At 53.2% G+C, this 24323-nt stretch carries 19 protein-coding genes, 1 pseudogene and 1 riboswitch; of the genes and pseudogenes, 15 read left to right on the top strand and 5 right to left on the bottom strand.

All coding sequences use genetic code 11. The annotated features are described in order from the left end of the window. From QSV34_RS08735 to QSV34_RS08725, 3 genes and pseudogenes are all read left to right on the top strand, one after another. Positions 1 to 170, top strand: a 170-nt coding sequence (locus tag QSV34_RS08735; protein ID WP_289151995.1) for a transposase, incomplete at its 5' end; no start/stop codon positions are given. A 171-nt stretch (positions 171 to 341) separates the two neighbouring features. Continuing rightward, a pseudogene (locus QSV34_RS08730) lies at positions 342 to 494 on the top strand (IS3 family transposase); the annotation flags it as partial. 302 nt (positions 495 to 796) lie between these two features. Further along, on the top strand, positions 797 to 1057 hold the full coding sequence (locus QSV34_RS08725) for a hypothetical protein (protein WP_289153843.1): 261 nt from the start codon (positions 797 to 799) through the stop codon (positions 1055 to 1057). Between the two features lie 62 nt (positions 1058 to 1119). Here QSV34_RS08725 and QSV34_RS08720 read toward each other — a convergent pair whose 3' ends face one another. Both QSV34_RS08720 and QSV34_RS08715 read right to left on the bottom strand, forming a co-directional pair. Continuing rightward, positions 1120 to 1377 (bottom strand): hypothetical protein, encoded by a 258-nt coding sequence (locus QSV34_RS08720; RefSeq protein ID WP_289153842.1) that lies wholly within the window; start codon positions 1375 to 1377, stop codon positions 1120 to 1122. A 76-nt stretch (positions 1378 to 1453) separates the two neighbouring features. After that, complete coding sequence (locus tag QSV34_RS08715; RefSeq protein WP_289153840.1) at positions 1454 to 1813, bottom strand: helix-turn-helix domain-containing protein; 360 nt, start codon at positions 1811 to 1813, stop codon at positions 1454 to 1456. A gap of 85 nt (positions 1814 to 1898) precedes the next feature. Between QSV34_RS08715 and nadA the strand changes: the two genes are divergently transcribed. The 5 genes from nadA to QSV34_RS08690 all read left to right on the top strand — a co-directional run bounded on the left by nadA (position 1899) and on the right by QSV34_RS08690 (position 9446). Beyond that, complete coding sequence (gene nadA / locus QSV34_RS08710) at positions 1899 to 2960, top strand: quinolinate synthase NadA (RefSeq protein WP_289153838.1); 1062 nt, start codon at positions 1899 to 1901, stop codon at positions 2958 to 2960. Between the two features lie 181 nt (positions 2961 to 3141). Further along, entirely contained in the window at positions 3142 to 3720 is a 579-nt protein-coding gene (locus tag QSV34_RS08705) for an RNA polymerase sigma factor (RefSeq protein ID WP_289153837.1), read from the top strand. An 11-nt stretch (positions 3721 to 3731) separates the two neighbouring features. Next, the gene (locus tag QSV34_RS08700) at positions 3732 to 4784 is read left to right on the top strand and encodes a FecR family protein (protein ID WP_289153818.1); all 1053 of its coding nucleotides are present in this window, start codon (positions 3732 to 3734) and stop codon (positions 4782 to 4784) included. 378 nt (positions 4785 to 5162) lie between these two features. Further along, positions 5163 to 8159, top strand: a complete 2997-nt coding sequence (locus QSV34_RS08695; protein ID WP_289153816.1) for a TonB-dependent receptor — start codon at positions 5163 to 5165, stop codon at positions 8157 to 8159. 63 nt (positions 8160 to 8222) lie between these two features. Next, positions 8223 to 9446 carry a peroxiredoxin family protein gene (locus QSV34_RS08690; protein WP_289153814.1) on the top strand — a complete coding sequence of 408 codons (1224 nt, stop codon included), beginning with the start codon at positions 8223 to 8225 and terminating at the stop codon, positions 9444 to 9446. 560 nt (positions 9447 to 10006) lie between these two features. On the opposite strand, the gene QSV34_RS08685 is transcribed toward QSV34_RS08690, so the two are convergent. After that, positions 10007 to 11419, bottom strand: coding sequence for a M48 family metalloprotease (locus tag QSV34_RS08685; protein ID WP_289153812.1), 1413 nt, complete (start codon positions 11417 to 11419; stop codon positions 10007 to 10009). Between the two features lie 162 nt (positions 11420 to 11581). Here QSV34_RS08685 and QSV34_RS08680 point away from each other — a divergent pair, with 162 nt between their 5' ends. The 6 genes from QSV34_RS08680 (at position 11582) to QSV34_RS08655 (ending at position 20402) form a co-directional block, all read left to right on the top strand. Beyond that, positions 11582 to 12673, top strand: coding sequence for an AI-2E family transporter (locus tag QSV34_RS08680; protein ID WP_289153809.1), 1092 nt, complete (start codon positions 11582 to 11584; stop codon positions 12671 to 12673). Between the two features lie 252 nt (positions 12674 to 12925). Further along, a complete protein-coding gene (gene aceE, locus QSV34_RS08675) occupies positions 12926 to 15574 on the top strand; it encodes a pyruvate dehydrogenase (acetyl-transferring), homodimeric type (protein WP_289153806.1) in 2649 nt (882 codons plus the stop codon). Between the two features lie 136 nt (positions 15575 to 15710). Continuing rightward, entirely contained in the window at positions 15711 to 17351 is a 1641-nt protein-coding gene (gene aceF, locus QSV34_RS08670; RefSeq protein WP_289153803.1) for a dihydrolipoyllysine-residue acetyltransferase, read from the top strand. A 98-nt stretch (positions 17352 to 17449) separates the two neighbouring features. Continuing rightward, positions 17450 to 18025 (top strand): type II secretion system protein, encoded by a 576-nt coding sequence (locus tag QSV34_RS08665; RefSeq protein WP_289153801.1) that lies wholly within the window; start codon positions 17450 to 17452, stop codon positions 18023 to 18025. Continuing rightward, a complete protein-coding gene (locus QSV34_RS08660) occupies positions 18022 to 19299 on the top strand; it encodes an NTP/NDP exchange transporter (RefSeq protein ID WP_289153800.1) in 1278 nt (425 codons plus the stop codon). Before QSV34_RS08665 ends, QSV34_RS08660 begins: the two co-directional genes overlap by 4 nt. Beyond that, a complete protein-coding gene (locus QSV34_RS08655) occupies positions 19299 to 20402 on the top strand; it encodes an NAD-dependent epimerase/dehydratase family protein (protein WP_289153798.1) in 1104 nt (367 codons plus the stop codon). Before QSV34_RS08660 ends, QSV34_RS08655 begins: the two co-directional genes overlap by 1 nt. Positions 20403 to 20663: 261 nt before the next feature. Here the strand turns inward: QSV34_RS08655 and fabA are convergent, their stop codons facing one another. Further along, a complete protein-coding gene (gene fabA / locus QSV34_RS08650) occupies positions 20664 to 21191 on the bottom strand; it encodes a bifunctional 3-hydroxydecanoyl-ACP dehydratase/trans-2-decenoyl-ACP isomerase (RefSeq protein ID WP_289153796.1) in 528 nt (175 codons plus the stop codon). Positions 21192 to 21358: 167 nt separating this feature from the next. After that, positions 21359 to 21979 (bottom strand): bifunctional phosphoserine phosphatase/homoserine phosphotransferase ThrH, encoded by a 621-nt coding sequence (gene thrH, locus QSV34_RS08645; RefSeq protein ID WP_289153793.1) that lies wholly within the window; start codon positions 21977 to 21979, stop codon positions 21359 to 21361. A gap of 58 nt (positions 21980 to 22037) precedes the next feature. Next, a riboswitch (cobalamin riboswitch) is annotated at positions 22038 to 22253 on the top strand. A gap of 171 nt (positions 22254 to 22424) precedes the next feature. On the opposite strand from thrH, the gene QSV34_RS08640 reads away from it, so the two are divergent. Further along, on the top strand, positions 22425 to 24287 hold the full coding sequence (locus QSV34_RS08640) for a TonB-dependent receptor plug domain-containing protein (protein WP_289153791.1): 1863 nt from the start codon (positions 22425 to 22427) through the stop codon (positions 24285 to 24287). Positions 24288 to 24323: the final 36 nt, after the last annotated feature.

Here is a 24323-nt window from a genome sequence, read left to right as displayed (position 1 = left end):
AAGAGATTTACAGGCGCCGGCAGGAGACAGTTGAACGCAGCTTCGCTGATGCTAAACAACTACACGGTTATCGATATGCTCGCTACACCAGGCTTAATAGAGTGGCTGGTCAGTGTCTGATGGCTGCAACTGCCCAAAACATCAAGAAAATTGCTCAGATGGCGGCCTGAGCCTCTATTGAGCCCTCTCTACACTCCAAACCCCTTGCTTAGCCTCTGTAAATGCCCCAGTACGGTGTTTGCGAGGCTCAACCTAGATTCGAGAGACTCTCCGGCTTTTGGGTTAGCAATGCCCAGAAACAACAAACCCCAGCAAAAATGCCAGGGTTTGTCAGCGATCTGGGCCCCTGGAAGGGGCTGGATGATGTGGAGCGGGCCACGCTAACCTGGGTGGAATGGTTCAATAACCGGAGGCTGCTACAGCCCATCGGCGATGTGCCGCCCGCTGAATACGAAATGCTGTATTATCAAACCGAGTCGAGCGAAGCTGCATGACTCAAATTAAACTGCCTCCGACAAACCCGGGGCGATTCATGGTGAGTGGGGGCAGCCTTTAACACAGGAGCAATATCTTGCTAGAGCAAAGCAATTTCTCTCTGGTGCGGCAGGTAAAGGTACTCTCCAGTATCAACGGTTTGATGGCTCTATAGTGCGTTACAGTAAGCGCACAGGGGAATATGGGGTGGTAGGGGCTGATGGCATAATTAGCACCCTTTTTAGACCAGCTATGTCGAAACGTGGTGGAGATGGATTGGAGTATTTTTTAAATGACCGCTTGCGAAATGTAGGTTATTAACATGGGGAAATTATATGCATGCCCAGTCTGTGGATGGACAGGCCTGGACGAAAAGCCAAAGTATCCATACAGCTCTCATGAAATATGCTCGTGCTGTGGTACACAATTTGGGCTGGATGTAGTGAGTGATAGTGGTATAAAAAAAGTTAGGGAAGAGTGGCTTGCTGAGGGTGCAAACTGGTTTGATGATGAAACTGTACCCACTGAATGGAATGTGGCTGCTGCTATAAGGCAAATTAAAGAATATTTAGGATCAGAGTAACAACACAAAAAAAACGCCCCGGCAGTTACTCTGCCGGGGCGTTATTTGTTTGGCTGAGTGGGTTACTCCCTGATCTGCTTTAGCTGCTCCCTGAGCCCCAGCTCTCGTTGCCGAATCAAACTGAGAAATTGCCCCAGCCCGACCAGGCTGTGGTGTGGCTGTTCAAGCCGGTCAACCACCTCAGCCATGATGCCCTCAATGGCGTCGTACAGAAACCAGTTGAGGGCGAAGACCTCGTAAAACTCATCGGTGAGCTGGGTGAGTTGGGGTGTTGATAGGTGAATTTTATCCGTAGTGGACTTATCATTGCTTCCAGCCATTGTTGACTCCTGTTTAGTCATCGGTGGTTAGCTGGCCCTGGGTGCTCCAACACTCAGGGCCAGTGCTTTGTGAACTTTATCTTTTAGCGGCTTGTCTCCCGGAATCCCAGCGCCGGGACTGATACTTGATAATCAGGCTCTCCAGAACCTCCCGAATCACCATCTGCTCGTCATCTGGCATCTGGTTGACCGCTTCGAGCTGCAAAGCGAGATCATCACTAGGGACACGTTCGTGTTCATCAAACAGCAAGAAGTCGGTACTGACGTGCAGTGCCAGAGCGATCTTCTTCAAGACATCCAGGGAAGGCTGTGCTTGCCCGGCTTCGTACTTTTTTAGGCTGTTGACGTGAATGCCGATGATATCGGCCATCTTCTGTTGGCTAAGATCCATATCGTTGCGCAAGGCAATCAGGCGTGCTGGTAGGCTCATCATCATGGATATGGCGCATCAATTCTATGCAATTACGCAGATTCCCAGCTTGTGCTAGAATTCGCGCCCCTTGATTTGTGGGCCTGCTTCCATGTCAGCGACTGAACGACTCAAAATTGCCGAGAACACCGAACACCGTGCCGTGGTGCAGGAGTATCTGGAGCACTTGCACGACAAGCCCAAATACAGTGCCGATGAGGTGACCCGCTACAGGGAGCGAATTGTTGAGCTGCTGGCGTCCAAGGATGCAGTGATTGTGGCGCATTACTACACCGACCCTGAGATTCAGTCATTGGCTGAAGAAACTGGCGGCATTGTCTCTGACTCTCTGGAAATGGCCCGCTTTGGCAGCCAGCACAAGGCATCCACACTGCTGGTCGCGGGGGTGAAGTTTATGGGGGAGACCGCCAAGATTCTTACCCCGGAAAAGCGCGTGCTGATGCCCACCCTGGAAGCCACTTGTTCTCTGGATATCGGTTGCCCGGCGGATGATTTCAGCGCTTTTTGCGATCAGCACCCGGATCGCACCGTGGTGGTGTACGCCAATACTTCAGCGGCGGTAAAAGCCCGCGCCGATTGGGTGGTGACGTCCAGTATTGCTCTGGATGTGGTGGATTATCTGGATGGGGAAGGGGAGAAAATACTCTGGGCACCAGATAAACATCTGGGCAGCTACGTTCAGAAGAAAACCGGCGCCGATATGTTGCTGTGGGACGGCAGCTGTATTGTTCACGAGGAATTCAAGGCCCGCGGCCTTCAGGACATAAAAGAAGTCTACCCGGACGCCGCCATTCTGGTGCACCCGGAATCCCCCGACAATGTAGTGCAGATGGCCGACGCCGTAGGCTCTACTTCGCAACTGATCGCCGCCGCCAGGGATTTACCCCACAAGCAGGTGATTGTTGCCACCGATGAGGGCATCTTCTTCAAAATGCAGCAGGCAGCGCCCCATAAAGAGTTGATTATTGCCCCCACGGCGGGCCGTGGTGCTACTTGTCGCAGCTGCGCCAACTGCCCCTGGATGGGCATGAACCACCTGCAGAATATGGTAGAAACCCTGGAACAGGGCAGCAATGAGGTGTTTGTTGATGCCGAGCTAGGGCGCCGCGCCATGCTGCCATTGCAACGGATGCTGGATTTTAAAAATCGGTAATTTCCGCTTTGGGCGGCGAGCTGCTAGCTACGGGCAGATCACGCCAGGCCGTTGTTGCGAAGCCTGAAACCCCTGTATTCCCTCTTTCTCACAATTTTTTCCCGCCAAAGGTAGGAAAAACGTTTTCTGATGCGTGGTCTAACATAGGGAAGTGGTGGAGTTACCTTAATTGCCCATAGCCATGAAAAAAAGCAACGTTGTCGGCTTTAATCGATCTCGAGAAACCAAAGAGCAAGCGCTTGAGCGCCTGTTCCAGGATCATGCGCCTGCGTTGCGCGGGTTTTTGCGCTTGAGAATGGCGGCAGCTAACGCCACTGAACATGAAGATATCCTCCAGGATGTGTTTATGCGCCTGGCAAAGATGGATGGATTGTCCTCCCGTTTGCCTGCTGGGCGCAGCGACAATCAATCGTTTGTGATTAAGGTGGCTAATAACCTGATTCTGGATATTGAAAGACGCCGTAAGGTCCGCAGTAATTACCTGGAAAACCAGGGTGAACAGTTGAAAGAGCAGATTGTGAGCACGATATCCCCGGATGTGGAAGTCCAGAGCCGGCGCGAGCTGGAGCAGACCAAAAAAGTATTGATGGCCATGAAGCCGCGCTGGCGTGACTCGTTTATCCTGCACCGCTTTGGCAACAAAAGTTACCTGGAAATTGCTCAGCACATGGGGGTATCCAGCAGTCAGATCGAAAAATACATTCGCCAGGCCGTCAAGCGTTTGAGAAGCGCCGCCGTGGAAATCAGAGGTGTAAAATGAAGTGGAGTGACATGGACAAGACACGCACAGTTGCCGACCGGGCCAGGGAAGATGCTATCAATCTGCTCTCTGGCACACTAACCGCAGAATCCGAGGGCCAAATAGAGCAGCGCTGTCGGGAAGTGCCCGGCTATCAGGAGGAATTTCTGGAAACAACCCGGCTGATGGCCAGCCTGGAATCTCTGGCGGAAGACTCTGATGTGGAACAGGTGTTGGGCCATTACCAGTCCACACACAGCCAAAAGCGGTCACCTGCAGCCAGCAAGTGGCGCTGGTCGGTTGCTGGCATGGCGGCAGGTTTATTGTTGGCGGTCACGGTTTTTCTGACCTTTGAAACAACTGAGCAAAAACCATTGGTGAAGATCGACCGCTATATCACCCAGATAGGCGAACAGAAAGACGTCACCCTGGATGACGGCTCAGTACTCAGTATGAACACCGGCACATTGATGTTGGTGGAAATGACCGGCACTTCCCGTCGGGTGATTCTGGAACGGGGTGAGGTGTATTTCGATGTAGCCAAAGACCCTGAGCGCCCGTTTACGGTGGCTATGGGGGAGCGTTCCGTCAGCGTGCTGGGCACCGAATTCAATATCCATAAATCTCCGGATCAATTTACCCTTGCGGTTGTGGAAGGCACCGTATCCATACACAAGCCGGAAGCGGTAGTGGATTCCAGTGCGCCATTGCTTGCTCCCCCGCAGGGTGAATCGCTGACGCTGACCTCCAGCGTGCCCCGCAAAGTGAACGCGCAAACCGTTGTGGAATACCAGAACGACGGCGATCGCATGACGGCTTCTGTGGATCACAATGTATCCCGATATCAACAGTGGCGCACGGGCATCCTGAGCTTTCGCAATGAGCCGCTGGGTAAAGTGGTGCAGCAATTAAATCGTTACACCGCCAAGAAAATTCTGGTGGAAAGTGTGGATCTTCTCGATACCAGAATTTACGCCACCATTCGTACCGACCAGATATCCATGGCCCTGGAAGGCCTGGAAAAATCTTTGCCAATCAAAGTGGTGGTGCACTTTGATCGCATTGTTGTCAGTGAAAAGCCCTGATTAGTGCTGTTGCATAACAGTAAAACGCTTTGTTTTAGCGGTTCTCCGTCATCCCCACGCAGGCGCACTACTGTCCGGAATAAACTCCCGGGCCGTCATTGCGAGGAGCGTAGCGACGCGGCAATCTAGCGACTATTAAAAGACGCTGGATCGCCGCGCTGCGCTCGCGATGACGAAATTTTTAAGTCTTACTGCCATCTTGAAAAATCGCCAGAGTCGAATTAACACAAAAAAACCTGCCTTTTTTTAAAAAAAGGTAGGTTTTTTTGTTTCTGAGACGTGGTCGGTATTAGCAGCTGATAGTCCAAGTCAGTAGCAAAGCAACTAGTCAAAGAAGTAATAACGTCAAATACTATATTTACAGCAGAGGTGGGATAAATGAATCAAGGCGGTCACAGTACGCGACGCAAACGCATGGTAGTCAACATGGCATCAGCCATTGCCCTTATGGCAGCCATGTCCGTTCAGGCGGACGACTCCAAATTTGACTTAAACATCAAGGGCCAAACAGCAGGCTCAGCGCTGGTTGAATTGGGCGAAACCTCCGGTGTGCAAATTATTTTCCCAGGTGGTACGGGCAACGGCGTTCAGTTAAACGCCGTGAACGGCAACTATACCGTTGCCGAAGCACTGACCATGATGCTGGAAGGATCTGGCCTGACCTTTGAATTTACCTCGGAAAGTACCGTGGTTGTCAGCGAGAAATCATCCGATGCATCTTCCGAGGAAGAGCCAGATGAAGAACTAGTGATCACTGGCACTCGTTTGAAGAACGGCGTGCAAACCGGCTCCAACGTCATTTCGCTGACCCGTGATGATATTGAACGTCGCGGCTTTGGCAGCGTGGAAGATGTAATCCGCTCTCTGCCGCAGAATTTCAGTAACGTCAATGCAGCAACAACCCTGGACAACAGTCTTTCAGCGACGGGTGATCAGGGTCAGTCCGCGGCCAATTTACGCGGTCTGGGCAGTGGTAATACCCTGATTCTGGTCAATGGCCGCCGCTGGGCCGGCTCCGTTACCTTTGGCGATGGCACAGTCAACCTCAATGGCATTCCATTCAACGCCATTAAGCAGGTAAATATTTTGCTTGACGGCGCTTCCGCGGTATACGGTGCCGATGCCCAGGGCGGTGTGATTGACTTTATTCTGGTGGATGATTACGTCGGTGCCGAAGTGTCGGCGCGCTACGATATGGGCCGCAACGAAGGGGACGAAAACGAAATTTCAGCGCTGTTTGGTTTTGGTTGGGGTTCGGGCAATATGAATGCCAGTATCAGTGCCAAATCCACCGACCCCGTAGACCGATTTAAAGCCGGCGGCACTACCTTTGATTTGAGCCCCTTGGGCGGTACGGATAACCGCATCTCCTCTACTTTTGCAGCTGGCCAACCTGGCCGCGTATTTGATGGCTTTGCTTTTTTGGGCACCTTGCCCGCCGGTGATGATGGTACCAACGGCCTGACGGGGCTGGATCCTGCGAATTTGACTCCCTTCGATCTTGGCGCAGTGCCGGTGGGAGGTAGTACAACAGAGTCAGATGACCTCTCTGTGTTTGTTCGCGCTGAGCAGGAACTGTTCGATGGTTTCCAGGTGTTTGGTGAGCTGTCTTACAGTGACAACGAATCAGAAACGGCACCAGGTATACCTACGCTCTCAGCTTTTCCTTCTTTTGGATCCGATCTTGGCGTTGTACCCACAACCAACCCCTACAATGACACCGGCAATGAACTGGGTGTGTACTATTCATTTGCTGCGGAAGCGGTGGCGGGTTTGCTGGATGGTGTGATTTCGCCAACCGTGAGTGAGCGAGAGAATACAACCCTGGTATTGGGGTTTGATGCACAGCTCAGTGATGATTGGGATATGAACTTTTCCGCCTCCCGTGCCGAGGAAGAGGCGTTGTTTTTATTTTCCCTTGGGTTTGACGACGACTTGTTGGCGCAGCGCCTGGCCGGTGTCGATGCCAATGGCAACCCGTTGCCCATTGAACAGGTGATTAACCCCTTTGGTGACGGCAGCGCCAATACTGCGGCCGCTTTTGAGGGCCTGGGTGGTGGCAATGGTGTTGTTGGTCCCTTAGGTACTGTTCTTCCCGATAGTGTGCCCAGTGTGTCTGAACAGGATAGCTACCTGCTGACGGTAACAGGAAACCTGTTGGAGCTGCCTGCAGGCGATCTGGGTGTTGTGTTTGGCGCCGAATACCGCACTGAAACCTTTAATAATGCTCCCGGTACTACATTGACCATTGTCGAAGATCCTGAGCGGGATGTAACGTCATTCTTTGCGGAAGTGGGTATTCCCCTGGTCGGCGACAACAACCGGGTCCCTGGTATACACGCTTTGGATCTGACCCTGGCGGCTCGTCACGATGACTATTCCCTGGAAGGGCCGTTTGACAGTGCCAACCCCAATGCTATTGAGAGCCGTTCCTTTAGCAGCACCTCCCCGAAAGTGGATCTGGCCTGGTACCCCATTGAGGAACTGAAAATTCGCGCCTCCTGGGGCGAATCCTTTAAAGCGCCTTCATTAAGAAGCATATTTGACGATCAATTGCTGCTTCAGTTCCTTCTTATCACTGACCCCAATAATCCCAGCGCAGGCCCGCAAGAACCAATACTGGTCTTTGGGGGCAACCCTGACCTGGGCCCGGAGCTGTCGGACAATAAGTCTTTTGGTTTTGACTGGACGCCCAGTGGCGCACTGCAAGGGCTAACGGTCAGTGCCACCATCGCTGAAATTGATATTACTGACCGCATCGATGGTCTGTTTAGCGTGGCATCGCGCACCCCGAACTTGCTGTTTGACGTACCCGGTGCGGTTGAATTTGACCCCACCACCGGTTTGATCAGCCGGATTAACGTCAACGATATCAATGTGGCCAACGAGCTGAGTGAATTTGCCGACTTTAATATCAGCTACGACTTTGATACCGACTTTGGCGCCTTTACTGCGGCTCTGGGCGGCACCTATACCAGCCTCAAGCGTCAGCAATTGACGCCGGGCTCCGCACCGGATGCGAATGATGGTCGCCAGGATGGCCCGGAAAGACTCAAGGCCGTGGGATCATTAGGCTGGGCCGGCGAAAACCTGTCCGCCAACTGGTTTGTCAACTACTCCAGCAGCTATACCCAGCAAGAGTCGTTTGGTACTACTTTCAGTAACCCCCTGCGTATTCACCACTACGTTACCCACGACCTCACTATGTCTTACGATATGGATGAATACGACGTGACCATTAAAGGTGGTGTACGCAATGTATTTAATCGCAGCTTTCCGTTCTTTGATGGCTTCGGTGTGCCCTGGGATCCACGCCGCGTTGATGTGCGTGGCCGCATAATTACCTTCGATGTTACCAAGCGGTTTGATATCTAGTGAAATAACATGGTTGTAACTTGTTGGGCGCGCAATTGCGCGCCCCTTTTTTAGGAGGAGAAAATGAAAAAGCTGTTAATTGTTGCGTTGATGGCACTGGGCCTGGCGGCTTGCAGTGACAGCGGTAAGCTGAACGCTGAGGCCCTTCAGGCTAAAAAAGCCCAACCAATAATGACCATACGCGGTCGCTACACCCTGACACCGCAATCCGAACAAGCCGGAGCAACTCCCGGCACACTGGAAGCGATGGTGTGGGTACCCAAGCCCCCTGGCTCAGCCATCAAAGGGCTTGTGAAAGAAGTGCAGAAAGTCGCCATCGTGGACGGCCAGTTTGAACTCAGCTTTCCTGTTACCGAAATACTGACTGGTGGCGTTGTGGTGAGTGCCGATGGCGGCAAGTTGACTGTGGCCAAGCAGAGTATTGTTTTGGAACCTGGTTCGATTAGTGTCGATATGAATGCAGAGACAATGGTTGGTGGCCCTTTGTATGAGCAGGTGTATGGCGTCTGGAAAAACGACCCGGAATATAAGCGGCTGGTGGCGGAGCGTCTGGCGTTGTATGGCAAATACAACGACACGCTGCCGGAATCTGAACTGCAAGCCATTAGCAATGAAATTGGTCAGCTCGGATCAACCATGGGGGCAATGGCTGAGAAGCATCTGATGTCTGTTATCGATAATGCGCCCAACCCGGTTGCCCGCTTTCTGGCGTTGACGGTGTATGAAAATGGTCTGGATGCCAGCCAGCGGCTGCAATACATGCAGGCACTGAAAGCGGAGATGCCCAACTCACTGGCTCTAGAGCACGAAATTGTCAGGCTCAAGGACAGAGTGGCAGCCGCTGAAATCAAAGACAGCATTAAAGTGGGTAGCATTATCAAAGATTTTGAAGCCCAGGATTTGCAGGGCAATAACTTCAAAGTCAGTGAGGTGATGAATAACAATAAATACGTACTGGTGGAATTCTGGGCGTCATGGTGTGCCCCGTGTCGGGCGGAAATTCCCCACATGAAACAAGCCTATAAGCACTTCAACAGTAAAGGCTTTGAAATCGTTTCCTTCTCTCTGGATCACGAACAGGAAAGCTGGGAAGAAGCCTCGGAAGAAGACGGCATACCCTGGGTGGATGTCAGCGATCTGGAGGCCTACGACAGCCCGGTTGTGAAACTGTACGGCGTCAACGGAATACCCGCCAACTACCTGGTAGAAGCTGCCACTGGAAAAATTGTCGGCATCAACTTGCGCAAGGAAAAGCTGGATAACAAACTGGCGGAGTTGTTTGATTAAGTTAAGCCGCGGGCTGTGCGCTGCGGGCTGCGAGCAGGGTGGTGCCAGATATCCGTCATCCCCGCGCAGGCGCACTGCTGTCCGGAATAAACTCCCAGGCCGTCATTGCGAGCGCAGCGAAGCAATCCAGTGTCTTTTAACACGCTGATTTATAAGCAAAGCCACTGGATCGCCGCGCTTCGCTCGCGATGACGAAATTTTTAAGTCTCTCTGCCATCCATTTGGCAATAGAGCTTACGCAACAAGGCTTTACAGTAAGCCTTTAATTTATTCCGGACAGTAGTGCGCGCAGGCGGGGATCCATTTTGACAGTGGCACAAAAGTCTTGAGTTGTAGCGGGACTCAAAAATACGTCATCTCCGCGAAGGCGGAGATCCATGTGAGTATGGCACTAAAGCTGGAAAATACGGTGGTCTATGGATGCCCGCCTTCGCGGGCATGACGGTAGAAAAAGTACCTCGGGCAGTAGTGCGCTTTCGCAGGAATGACGGGTTCGGAGATTTGCCAAACTGGATTGTCGATGTTGCGAGCGGCTCGTAGCCAGTAGCCCGCAGCTTTTTTTACAACTTCTCAATCTGCTTTTCCAACGCCGCCAGCTGAATTAACTTCTCGTTAATAATCGCGCTTTGCTGAAAGTCGTGGCGACTGAGTTTGGCGGCGTGGTTGAGTTGATCGCGAGCCATGTTGAAGGCGCCTACCAAAATAAAATATTCCGCCCTTGCTCGGTGCAGGCCGACGATATCCCCGGCCAGGCCGCGTACTTCCGCCAGTTGATACCACACTTGCGGGTCGGTGGGGCGCTGCCGTGACAGTTGTGTGAGTTGCTGATTGGCCAGCTGAAACTTTTTCGCCTTGGTGTAGGCGGTGGCCAGTTTGATTTTCAGGGCGTGGTTATTGGGGTAGAGCAGCAGCTGTTTCCTCGCCAGGCGAATCACTTCTTCGTTATTGCCCTGGGCAAGCAGCAAATCCAGCTCTGCTAGTTTATAGAGTTGGTTGCTGCCTTGTTTTTGCAGCTTGTTCAGTTCCTGGCGGGCTTCCGTCAGTTTTTCGCCGGCGATCAGTGCCAGTACCAGGCCGTACTGGGCAGCCTGTGGCGGCGTGCCGTCGGTGCCTTTCAATTGGCTGCGAAAGCGCTTGGCGGCGCGACTGGCGTTGCCTTCAAAATGGAGCAAGATTCTGGCGCGAATCAGGTGGTAATCCAGATTGTCCTCATACTCTTTTGGGTCGTAGTCGTTGGCTCGTAACTGGGTATCCGATATGCGTTTTTCGGTAAGCGGGTGGGTGCGCAAAAACTCTGGTACTCGCTGCCCGGAAAAACGGCTGGCGTGTTGCATGCGCTCAAACATACGCGGCGCACCATTAGGATCCAGCCCCGCTTTGTGCAAGGTTTCAATGCCGATGCGGTCGGCTTCCTGTTCGTTCTGGCGGCTGTAGCGCAACTGTTGATCTTGCGACAGCGCCTGTGAAGCGGTGAGTGCGGCAATTCCCGCATCGCCTTTGCTGGTAGCTGCCAGCACCAGCCCCGCCAGTAATCCGGCCATGGCGGTGACTGAATTTTTCTTGCGCTCCTGCAGGCCACGGGCAAAGTGCCGTTGGCTCAGGTGGGCCAGTTCGTGAGCAAGAACCGACGCCAGCTGATGTTCGCTTTCGGCAAAATTGAACAGGCCATTGTGTACACCGACCACGCCACCGGGCACCGCAAAGGCATTCATTGTGGGGTTGTCCACTACAGCGATTTCCAGGCGGCGATCTTTGAGTTCGCTGTGCACCAGCAGGCGGTAGATCAGTTGCTCTACGTATTGCTGCGTTTCCGGATCCGGGTATTCCTGGGTGCGGCTGCGAAAGGCTTTTAACCACAGGCGCCCCAGCTCGTGTTCCTTTTCCAGAGTGGCGCCGGCAGAACTGGCATCGCTGAGTTCAGGCAGGTTTGCGTCCTGAGCCTGAGCAGCAGATACCAGCAGTGTGGCTAGCAAAATTGCGCGTAAACCGTTTAGGGAAAATAAATAATTCAAGATGGCCTCTGTTTGGCTCGCCAGTGGGGTTGAGATGCCATAGACTTCGTTTGTACCTATCCTAATGTACACGGCAACGATTCGACAGCGGAATCTTGCCTGTGTTGCCAGTCAGGAGATTCAATGCCGGCAAAACCACAAAAAAACAGCGTAAAGGGTCGCTTTGACGGCTGGTTGAATCGCTACTTTGGTGACAGCGAAGCCATCCTGTTAACGCTGATGTTAGCGGGTGGTTTAGTCATTATTTTGACAATGGGCAAAGTAGTGGCCCCGGTGCTGGCTGCTCTTATCTTCGCATTCTTGCTGCAGAGCCCAGTGGAGCGATTGCAGAAGTGGCGAGTGCCACCGCTGGCATCGGTCATCACAGTATTTGTGCTGTTTGTCAGCTTGCTGCTGGCAGCACTGATATTTATGGCGCCGCTGGTGGTACGCCAGGCCAGCAATCTGCTGTCAGAAGTGCCGCGTATGCTGTCGCAATTGCACACGGCGCTGATGACTCTGCCGGAAAAGTACCCACAGCTGATTTCTGAGGAACAACTCACTTCCCTGATGGGGCAGCTGTCTGGCCAACTGGCGGTTGGTGCAGAAAATATGTTGGCGGGGCTCTTTAACACCGTGCCCAATCTGGTGGCGGTGATTGTTTACCTGGTGGTAGTGCCCTTTATGGTGTTCTTTATGCTCAAGGATCGCGAGTCGTTGCTGCAGTCGCTCAGCGGCATGCTGCCGGAACACCGCCCGGTGATGAGCCGCATTTGGGCAGAAATGAACGACCAGATGGCCAACTACGTGCGCGGCAAGGCGGTGGAGATTGTTATTGTCGGCGTTGCCACCTATATCGTGTTTTTGGTGTTGGGGGTCAACTACGCGGCTTTGCTCGGCTTGTTGGTGGGCTTTTCGGTGGTGATTCCCTACATCGGCGCGGCACTGGTGACTATCCCGGTGGCCATGGTGGGCTACTTCCAGTGGGGCTGGGGTGGCGAGTTTATGTGGCTGATGCTGGCCTACGGGGTGATACAGTTTCTCGACGGCAATGTGCTGGTGCCACTGTTGTTTTCCGAAGCGGTGAATCTGCATCCGGTGGCGATTATTCTCGCGGTGTTGGTGTTTGGCGGCTTCTGGGGCGTATGGGGTGTATTCTTTGCCATCCCCCTGGCGACTCTGGTGAAAGCGCTCTACAACGCATGGCCCCGCACTGAAGTAACCTCCTCGGGGTAGAATTTGTAACTATATTAGTTGTAGGCAGTTGCTTAAATTTTTATGGAAGTTTATAAAAATCAAGTATTTACCCCTTTCGGGTGAGCGTGCTTGGCACCTTCGGGCAATGGACGCAAAAGGGCAATTTTTGTAGAATGCGGCGGTTTTGTAATTTGGCTACATAATAATCGGCAGGCGTCCGCAGATGGCGCCTGTTTGCTAAATTCAGCTGTGTGGGTGTTGCGGCTGTAATAAAGAGAGGCAGATAAAAATATGCAGAATGATATCGATCCCATCGAAACTCAGGAATGGCTGGACGCCCTTCAGTCAGTCATTGACAACGAAGGCGAGGAACGCGCCGCCTACCTTATCCAACAATTGATGGACCGAGCCAACGACAAAAGCATTCCGCTGCCCGCCGCCATCACCACCCCATTCCGCAATACCATTTCCGTCGTCAACCAAAAGCCCATGCCCGGTGATTTGTTTATGGAACGCAAGCTGCGCTCCATGATTCGCTGGAACGCCATGGCCATGGTGATGCGCGCCAATCAGCGCGAAGACGGCATCGGTGGCCACATCGCTTCATTTGCCTCCTCTGCCACCTTGTACGACGTGGGCTACAACTACTTTTTCCGGGGCCGCAACGACAAGCACCTGGACGATTTGATTTTCTTCCAGGGCCATATTGCGCCGGGCATCTACGCCCGCTCTTATCTGGAAGGCCGCCTCAGCGAAGATCAGATGGACAAATTCCGCTGTGAGGTAGACGGCGATGGTTTGTCTTCCTATCCACACCCCTGGCTGATGCCCAACTACTGGCAGTTCCCCACCGTATCCATGGGTCTGGGGCCGCTGCAGGCTATTTACCAGGCACACATCATGCGCTACATGTCTGCCCGCGGTCTGGTGGAGCGCGGCGATCGTCAGGTGTGGGCCTTCCTCGGTGACGGTGAGTGTGACGAGCCAGAAACCCTGGGCGCCATTTCCCTGGCCGGTCGCGAAGGCCTGGAAAACCTCACCTTTGTGATTAACTGTAACCTGCAGCGTCTGGATGGCCCGGTGCGCGGCAACGGCAAAATCATTCAGGAGCTGGAAGGGGTATTCCGCGGCGCTGGCTGGAACGTGATCAAAGTGATCTGGGGCCGCCACTGGGACGCGCTGCTGGAAAAAGACACCACCGGCCTGCTGCAAAAACGCATGGACGAAGTCTGTGACGGCGAGCTGCAGAACTACAAGTTCAACGGTGGCGCCTATACCCGCGAACACTTCTTCGGTAAATACCCAGAGTTGTTGGAGCTGGTCAAAGACCTCAGCGACGACGACATCATGAAACTCAACCGCGGTGGCCACGACCCCTACAAGGTGTACGCTGCCTATGCTGAAGCCGCTGCTCACAAAGGCCAGCCTTCCGTGATTTTGGCCATGACCGTAAAAGGTTACGGTATGGGTGACGCCGGTGAATCCGCCAACATCACCCACTCGGTGAAGAAGCTGGATATTGAAAGCCTGAAGGGCTTCCGCGACAAGTTCGGCATTCCCATCGGCGACGAAGACTTGCCCAACCTGCCGTACTATCGTCCGGCAGAAGACAGTGCCGAAATGGCCTACCTGAAAAACTGCCGTGACGAATTGGGCGGTGCTGTACCTGCCCGTCAGGCAGATTTTGAAGCGCTCAATGTGCCTGCACTGGATGTGTTCAGCAAGCAACTGGAAAGCACAGGTGAGCGGGAAATTTCCTCCACCATGGCGTTTGTGCGGGTTCTTTCCAATCTGGTGAAAGACAAAGAGATCGGCAAGCGCATCGTGCCCATCGTGCCGGATGAAGCCCGTACCTTTGGTATGGAAGGCATGTTCCGCCAATTGGGTATCTACTCATCGGCGGGCCAGAAATACGTGCCTCAGGATCGCGACCAGATCATGTTCTACAAAGAGGACAAGAAAGGCCAGATTCTGGAAGAAGGTATTAACGAAGCCGGTGCCATGGCCGCCTGGACGGCGTTGGCCACTGCCTACAGCAACTACGATTGCCCCATGGTGCCGTTCTACGTGTACTACTCCATGTTCGGCTTCCAGCGCATTGGCGACCTGGCCTGGGCAGCGGGTGATTCCCAGGCTCGCGGTTTCCTGATTGGCGCCACTGCCGGTCGCACCACCCTGAATGGTGAAGGCTTGCAACACCAGGATGGCCACAGCCACATTCTGGCCAACACCATCCCCAATTGCCGCAGCTACGACCCGGCCTACAGCTATGAGCTGGCGGTGGTCATTCAGGATGGCCTCAAGCGCATGTACGGTGACAAGGAGAACTGCTTCTACTACATCACCACCATGAACGAAAACTACGTTCACCCGGCCATGCCGGAAGGTGCCGAAGAGGGCATCGTCAAAGGTGCCTACCTGTTGGAAGAAGGTGGCAAGGGCAAGCTGAAAGTGCAATTGCTGGGCGGTGGTACCATCCTCAACGAAGTGCGCGAGGCGGCTGCGATTCTCAAGCAGAACTACAAGGTGGATGCGGACATCTGGAGCCTCACCAGCGTCAACGAACTGACCCGCGACGGTCAGGCCTGCGAGCGCTGGAACATGCTCAACCCGGAAGCCGAGCCTCAGGTGCCTTATATCACCAGCCAGCTGACTGGTCGAAGTGGCCCGATCATCGCTGCCACCGATTACATGAAAAACTACGCCGAGCAGCTGCGCCCGTTTATCCCGGCCCGCTACAAAGTGTTGGGTACCGATGGCTACGGCCGCAGCGACAGCCGCGAGGCACTGCGCCACTTCTTTGAAGTGGATCGCAACTACGTGGTAGTGGCTGCACTGAAAACCCTGGCGGATGAAGGGGCCATCAAGATGAGCGTGGTTACTCAGGCCATTAAAGACCTTGGTCTGGATTCAGACAAAGCCAACCCGCTGTATTGTTAATACTGTAGGGTGGATTAGTCGCGAAGCGACGTAATCCACCATTGCCCTTGCGGTGGATTACGCCTGCGGCTAATCCACCCTACAGGAAAAACAGATTTGCCAGATGCCAATAGGCGGAAAAATAAGGTAGAAAAATATGTCCATAGAAAAAGTTCTGGTTCCCGATTTGGGCGGCGCAGACTCTGTTGAAGTGATTGAAATCAGTGTTGCCGTTGGCGACAGCGTTGAGGTGGAACAGTCCCTGGTAGTGTTGGAGTCCGACAAAGCCACCATGGATGTGCCCAGCAGCCACGCCGGGGTGGTGAAAGCCATTCTGGTGAAAGAGGGCGACAACGTCGGCGAAGGTTCTGCCATTGTCGAACTGGAATTGGCCGGTGGCGTTGCTGTGGAGGAGCCTTCAGCGCAACAGGAGCCCTCAGCGCAACAAGAGTCCCCGGCACCCGCTGCAGAACCGGAACCAGTGGCTGCTGAACCTGCGCCAACCCCTGCCGCCGCCAACGCCGAGCCGCAACTGGTGACCGTGCCGGACATCGGTAGCGATGGCCAGGTGGATGTTATCGAAATGAGCGTCGCCGTTGGCGATACGGTGGAAGAAGGCGACACCTTGATGGTGTTGGAATCCGACAAAGCCACCATGGACGTTCCCGCTCCCTTTGGTGGGGAAATTACCGAGCTGAAAGTGGCCGAAGGTGGCAAAGTGGCTACCGGTGACGCCATTGCCATGATGAAACCCAGCGGCGATGCAGCGGCTCCGGCTGAGGCACCTGCCGCAGCCCCGGCACCCGCACCTGCTGAAGCTCCGGCGGCGAAACCTGCGCCTGCGGCCCCTGCTGCAGCACCAACCCCGGAAGTGACCGCAGCGCCAGGTTCATCGGTACATGCCGGCCCGGCAGTGCGTCATCTGGCCAGAGAACTGGGCGTAGACCTGTCCAAGGTGGCGGCTACTGGCCCCCGCGGTCGCATCCTCAAAGACGACGTACACGCCTATGTGAAAACTGCGGTTAAAGCGGCAGAGAGTGGTGCCGGTGCAGGTGGCGGCGCGGCGATACCGCAAGTGCCAGAAATCGACTTCAGCCAGTTTGGTGAAATCGAACTGATTAAGATGGCCAAGATTGCCAAGGTTACTGCCGCCAATATGCAGCGCAGCTGGCTCAATGTACCCCACGTTACCCAGTTCGATGATGCCGACATCACCGAACTGGAAGCCTTCCGCAAATCCATGAAGGCGGAAGCGGAAAAACGTGGCACCAAATTGACACCAGTGCCGTTCCTGCTGAAAGCGGTGGCTGCAGCCATTGAGCAGAACCCGGCGTTCAATCGCTCTCTGCACGCCGATGGCGAACACATTGTGCAGAAGAAATACATTCACGTGGGCATGGCGGTGGATACCCCCCGTGGCCTGGTGGTGCCAGTGATTCGCGATGTGGACAAAAAAGGCATCTGGCAACTCACCGAAGAAGTGCTGGAAATGGCGGGCAAGGCCCGCGACGGCAAACTGAAGCCCGCAGAAATGCAGGGTGGCTGTTTTACCATCTCCAGCCTTGGCGCCATTGGTGGCAAGGGCTTTACCCCCATTGTGAACACTCCGGAAGTGGGTATTCTGGGTATTTCCAAAGCGGAGATGAAACCGGTGTGGAACGGCAGCGAATTCGTACCGCGCAATATGCTGCCCCTGTGCCTGAGCTACGACCACCGCGCCATCAACGGCGGCGATGCGGGGCGTTTTTTAACCACTCTGGTGAGTTTGATCGGCGATATTCGTCGTTTGATTTTGTAGTATCCAGAAGCGGTTTTAGATGTACTCTGAAAACACCCGGTTGCCTGCAGCCGGGTGTTTTTTTATGCTGGTATCTGGCCAAACACTGGAAGTTGCCCATGAACAGTAAAAATTCTGTCTTTCGCAGCGCTTCAAATAACGGCTTTACTCTGATCGAGTTAATTTTGGTCGTGGTTATTATTGGTATTCTTGCGACCGTCGCTGCGTCACGCTATGTGGACTTGCGGGAAGCGGTTTTGCAAACTCATGTGAAAACCGTAATGAGTAGCCTGCAAACAGGGCACCAAATGGCCAGAATACAGTGGATCCTGGCCGGTAGTCCTGGTGCTGGTTCCCCTGGTACCCTCCATGATATCGACGTTGATGGCATTACAGTGCGGTTTCGCAACGGCCAGCCCCACACCATTCGTGGCAATCTGGTGCCAGCGGGAACCCCTGCTCGCAATGCCGCTTCAACCCGCCTGTTTTTTCTCTATCTGTCTGTTCGACCCGGTGACATAGTCGCTCGTAGTGACAGCGACGGTACTGGTTGGGTAATGGATCGCAACGCCAACTGCGCCAATGTGGCTCCTCAAAATCGGCGTCGTTGCTGGCTTTATCAGGATGGTGGTGAGGATTTTGCACGCATCACTTACTCGGTAAACAGTGGCCAGTTTTCAACGGAGTTTTTGTGATTGCCTTTACCAGGGCGTTGCAAAAACTGTCAAAGGTAGCACCAGCGGAGGTCGCCGCAACAAGCGCCTCATTTTTCCTGGGGCTAATCTTGATGGTGTCTTACTATCTGCTGCGGCCGGTTCGCGATGCCATGTCCAGCCAGTGGAGCGATGCTGAACTCAGTACCCTCTGGACCATCAATTTCTTTTTCAGCTTTATTGTTATTGCCGTCTACAGTTTTTTTGCTTCCAGAGCTCCCCTGAAAAAAGTGGCTCCCGGTGTTTATGTGTTTTTTTCGGCCACATTTTTCCTGTTTTACCTAGCCGCTACCCTGTTTCCGGAATCCGGACTTACGGATAAAAGTTTTTATGTGTGGGTCAGTGTTTACAGTCTGTTGCAGATGTCGGTGCTGTGGGCGTTTCTGGCAACCATTTTTACCACTGAGCAATCGAAGCGGCTGTTTGGCGTAATTACCTCTGGCGCCAGTGTTGGGGCAATAGTGGGGCCATCTGTTCCACTGCTTTTTTCCGACATCGGTGTACAACATCTCATGTTGCTGGCAAGCGTCTGCCTGCTGTTTGCCTTGCCTCTGGTTGCCTACTTAAATCGAACCTATGAGAGCACGGCATCAACCAGCAACCCTGCATCGCTGAAAACAATCGTTGGCGGCAATGTGCTCTCTGGTTTCAAGGTTTTTCTGCGCAGTCGTTTTTTGCTGGCTATTGGTTTTTTTCTGTTTCTGTATACCGGCATCAGTTCATTTGTGTACTTTGAGCTGAAAAATTTAATGGTTGATATGGATTTTCAGCGGCGTACTGAAATTTGGGCGTTTATTGATCTGACAACGAATACCCTGACGGTTTTGGCGGGGCTGTTGTTGACCTCCCGTATCGCTACCCGGTTTGGCATAGGCGTGACTCTGGCGATTATTCCTTTGGTAGTGGTGATTGCCCTGTTATCGATTGTGGTGTTTCCAATGCTGGCGGTGGTGGTGGGGCTGCAAGTTGTACGTCGCAGCGGCAATTACGCCATTACCCGGCCAGCGCGGGAAATGCTGTTTACCTGCGTCGACCGGGAAGCCCGCTACAAAGCCAAGCAAGTGGTGGATGTAGTGGTGTACCGGGGAGGTGATGTATTCTGGGCGTGGAGCTTCACTTTGTTAACCGCCGGGTTCGGCCTGGGTGTGGCAGGGGTTGCCGGTGCCGGTGCGGCAATTGCGTTTGTCTGGGCAATACTGGGATTTTATTTGGGTAAAGAAGCGGATAAAAAACGGCAAGTCAGGAGGAGAGATTAATGAATCGTCGGAATTTTTTGAAAAACGCCAGCCTGGTGGCTGCCGCAGGGGCGTTGCCTTTGTCGAGTTTGCTGCGAGCAGGGGATAAAAAGCTCAATATTCTGGTATTGGGGGGCACTGGTTTTTTGGGGCCGCACACGGTGAATGCAGCACTGGCGCAAGGCCATAATGTGACGTTGTTTAATCGCGGCAAAACCAATCCCGAGCTGTTTAAACACCTTGAAACCGTAAAGGGCGATCGCAACACCGATGCCATCAAAAAGCTGGCTGGCAGGAAGTTTGACGCGGTTATTGATACCTCTGCCTATTACCCTCGCTCTGTGGATATGGCGATGGATGTGATGAAAGATAACATTGGCCAATATTTGATTGTGTCCACTATATCGGTCTATGCCAACTGGGCTCAGGTGGGTATGGATGAGTCGGGTGAGGTTGGCAAACTGGACGACCCCACTACAGAGGAGGTCACCGGAGAAACCTATGGCCCATTGAAAGCGCTCTGCGAACAGGCGGCTGAAAAACATATGCCGGGTCGAGTGACGGTTATTCGTCCCGGCCTGATTGTTGGCCCTCGAGATAAAACCGATCGTTTTACCTATTGGCCAATGAGAGTTCACAAAGGTGGCGAAGTGCTGGCGCCGGGGGACGGTAGCGATCACATACAGTACATCGATGTGCGCGACCTGGGAGAGTGGATGATTTACTGCCTGGAAAACAGCGTGCTGGGCACTTACAACGCACAAACCAATGGCAACGATATCACCATCAAACAATTACTCGATACCTGTGTCGAGACTATAAACCCCAGTGCCAAATTGGTGTGGGTGCCCACAGATTTTTTGCAAAAGCACGAGGTTGCCCCTTGGCAGGAAATGCCGGTGTGGATTCCGCCGGAAAGTGATTATGCCGGTGCTGGCAGTATGAGTTCTGAAAAAGCCTACCAAAATGGCTTGAAGGAAAGGCCAATGAAAGCGGTAGTGAAAGACTGCTTCGATTGGTTCACCAGCCTGCCTGAAGAACGCCAGCAAACACTTCGCGCTGGTATCAGTGCTGAAAAAGAAGCTGGGGTATTGGCTGCCTGGAAGGCATCGCAGGCGGGGTAGAAAAGTCTGTAGTCGAGCGTTTAGCCACGAGAATTAAAAAACTGTCATCGCGAGCGACAAATTGGCAGGACAGCCAATTTGGGCGCCGTAGGCGGGCCGAAGGGCAGAGCACCATGGATGGTGCGAGACAATCGCGGCGATCCAGTGGCTTTGCTTATAAATCAGCGTGTTAAAAGACACTGGATTGCCGCGCTGCGCTCGCAATGACGACTTGGGAGTTTATCTTGAACAACAGTGCGCAAAGGCGGGAGTCTATATCCTTTAAAAATCGTCGGTAGAAGTAAACAAGCCCACCCGCAAATCCTTGGCGGTATATATTTCCTTACCATCTACCAGCATGCGGCCATCGGCAATGCCCAGTACCAGTTTGCGCTCAATCACGCGCTTAAAATCAATTTCATAAGTGACTTTTTTGGAACTGGGTAATACCTGGCCAGTAAATTTCAACTCGCCACAGCCCAGTGCGCGACCACTGCCATGATTGCCGCGCCACAACAGGAAGAACCCTGTCAGTTGCCACAAGGCATCCAAACCCAGGCAACCGGGCATAACCGGGTCGTCTTTGAAGTGACAACCGAAAAACCACAGATCCGGATTGATATCCAGTTCGGCTACCAGCCGCCCTTTGCCAAATTCACCCCCGTCTGAGGTGATGCTTGTAATGCGATCCAGCATCAACATATTACCCTGGGGCAGCTTGCCATCTTCCGGGTTAAACAAGCGGCCTTCGCCGCAGGCGATCAATTCTTCTTTGCTGTAACTGTTTTGGCTTTGAGGCTGGAAAGACATAGTCACTCTCTCTGGCTAGGCACAATTGCTGTGGCAACACCAGAGGTGGTTCTATCTGGGGTGGCCGGTTTTGCGATGACCGATTTGGCAACATCGCAAACCAATCCTGAGGTTCAGCAGTCTATACGAAAAACAGGGTGAACAGGAGATTAAACGGTGTTGATGCGTCAGGGATATGTGGCTTGGGAAAAAGCCGTCAGCAGTTGGTCGTACTCACTGGTGACCAGTATCTCCGGGTGTTGGCAGGCAATGCTTTCTGGCGGGCGAAAGAAAAATCCCTGGTCGGCGGCTTGCAACATGGTTAAGTCGTTGTAGGAGTCCCCGGCCGCCAGTACCCGCAAGGCCATCTGCTGGAAGGCTTCCACCGCCACTCGCTTTGGGTCTTTTTGGCGCAGCTGGTAATTGACGATGCGTTGTTGGTCATCTATCACCAAGTGGTGGCAAAACAGGCTAGGCCGCCTCAATTGCGCCATTAATGGCTCAGCAAATTCGTAGAAAGTGTCGGACAGAATGACCACTTGATAGCGCTGTCGCAGTTGGTCGAGAAATTCTCGCGCTCCCGGTAGAGGCTTTAATTTGGCAATAACAGCTTGAATATCCGGCAGGGTCAGCCGATGTTGATTTAACAACTTGATGCGGTGCTGCATAAGGCTGTCGTAATCCGCCAGATCGCGGGTGGTCAGGCCAAAATCCGCGATACCGGTGTGCCGGGCAACACCATGCCATATCTCCGGAACCAGCACTCCTTCCAGGTCGAGGCAAATAACAGTGGCTTTGCGCGGCTTCAAGGGCGGTAACAAGAGTGAAATATTTGCATTGCGCCGATGCTAATGGAGATTTAGAATCCATTCCACTGTAACAGGTGCCTGCTGACTGTTGTGCAAGTTGTCCCCACAGTTGGGCAGGGTAAACGGGAAGTGTGGTGCGTACAGACCGGCGAGCGATCGCCAACAGGGACTCTGTACAAAGCCACCGCTGCCCCCGCAACGGTAATCTGGTCATCTCACGAGACATCGAGAGTGATCGAGTAAGCCCGGAACCGGCCTGAATTTATCCAGTTTGCCTGGGTAAATACGCAGTTTGATAACAATGAAGCGGAGGGCTTTCATTGCCGGTTGTCACCGTGCCCGAATTTTTTCGGGTGCACGCCACCTCGGTTCCCCCTCCCTCATTGCCATTTTTCCATTTTGGAAAACGTGACTTCTAAAAGCGTTTTCAGGCATGAGGTTAGTTATGAATTTTCAAAAACGCATTTTGGCAGCTGCTATTGCGGCACTGCCGGTTTCCTTTGGGGCATTTGCCGACGACACAAGCGACCGCGAAGTCGATAACGAAGTCGTCATTACCGGCAGCCGTATAGAAACACCGTTGCGCCAGGTTGGTACTTCAATTTCAGTGCTCGATGCGCAGGATATTCGAGATCGTGGTCACGCCACCTTGGTGGATGTATTGCGCACTTTGCCCGGTATCAGTGCCACCAGTAATGGAGGCTTGGGTAAAGCGACATCCTTGCGAATTCGCGGTGAAGCCGGTTATCGCACGGTTGTATTGATTGATGGTGTTGATGTATCTGACCCCACCGGCACACAGGTAGGCCCGCAGATTCAGCATATTCTGGCGGCGGACATTCAGCGTGTAGAAGTACTGCGCGGCCCTCAAGGCACCATTTATGGTGCCGATGCCGGTGGTGTAATTAATGTGATTACTCGCCGTGGTGAGCAGGGCATTAGCGCCAATGCCAATGTGGAGTACGGTCGCTTTGGTACTCAACGCGCCAATGCTGGTGTTCACGGAAAGACAGGCAGTTTTGATTACTCGTTATCTGTGGCCGATGTGCAGAGCGATGGCTTTAGCGCACGAGATACTTCTATCGATGCGGCGCAAGAAACTGATGGCTATGACAATACCACCATTAATCTTCAGTTGGGCGCGCAGCTCAACGAGGAATGGCGTGTAGAACTTGCTACACGGGATGTGAGTTCCGAGGCAGGTTTTGATGGTTTTAGCAGTGCCAGCAACCATGACAACATCGCTAACACTGATCAGTCTAATTACAAACTGACCGCCAAATACAGTGGTCAATTTGGCAGCCATCAGCTGTCTTACGGTGCCACTGATGTTGAGCGGGAAAACTTTACCGGAGGCGTATCGAGCTTTGCCACCGATGGCACAATCGATCAGTTTCAATATTTGGGAACGGTTAATGTTAACGACACTGGCACTCTGGTATTCGGCAGTGATTGGGAAGAAGAGGATATTACCTCCAGTGGTGGCCAGCAGCTGGACCGAACTCAACTCGGTGTCTATGCGGAATGGCAGGGCTCTGTCGGTGAGCAATTTTTCTACACGGCCGGTGTGCGCAGTGATGACAACGATGATTTTGGTCGCAATACCAGTATTCGCCTGACGTCTGCTTACCTGATTCCCTTGAGTGAAGGTGAACTGAAACTGAAAGCCAGCTATGGCAATGGATTCCGTGCTCCAGCCCTATCTGAAATTGCTTACAACAATGGCCCATTTGCTTTTGGCGAGGCAGCAGCCACCGAACTGAGACAGGAAGAAAGTGAAGGCTTTGAAGTTGGCGCCGAGTACCGAGCGACCAATGGCTTGTATGCGGAGCTGGTCTATTTTGACCAGGATATTACCGATGAAATATTTTTTGATTTGGTGAACTTTAGCGGCTATTTGCAAGATACAGGTCTGACTCGTTCCAAAGGCATTGAACTGAGCAGTCTTTACCCTCTGACAGACACATTTTCTGCCACTGGCAGCTATACCTACACGGACAGCATCAATGCCGATGGTAACCAACGCCGCCGGGTACCTACCCATTCCTATAACCTGGGTATTACCGGCCAATGGCTTGAGCAGGCGCTTCGGGTATCTGCCAATATCCGCTGGGTGCGCGATGTGGAAGATGGCGCGGTGCAGCTTGAGGATTATCAGGTGCTTGATTTTACCGCTAACTACCAGGTGTCCGACAAACTGAGCTTTTATGTACGCGCTGAAAATGCTCTGGATGAAACCTATCAGGAAATCGCCACGTACAACGCCAGCGGTGCGGCGTACTACGGCGGAGTGCGTTTCAATTTCTAAATTCGTACATAAATGGGGGTGGCGTTTGCTACCCCT

Origin of the sequence: Porticoccus sp. W117 (assembly GCF_030341905.1) — a bacterium.
GTDB lineage: Bacteria > Pseudomonadota > Gammaproteobacteria > Pseudomonadales > Porticoccaceae > SCSIO-12696.
This window is presented reverse-complemented; position numbering and strand designations above follow the sequence as displayed.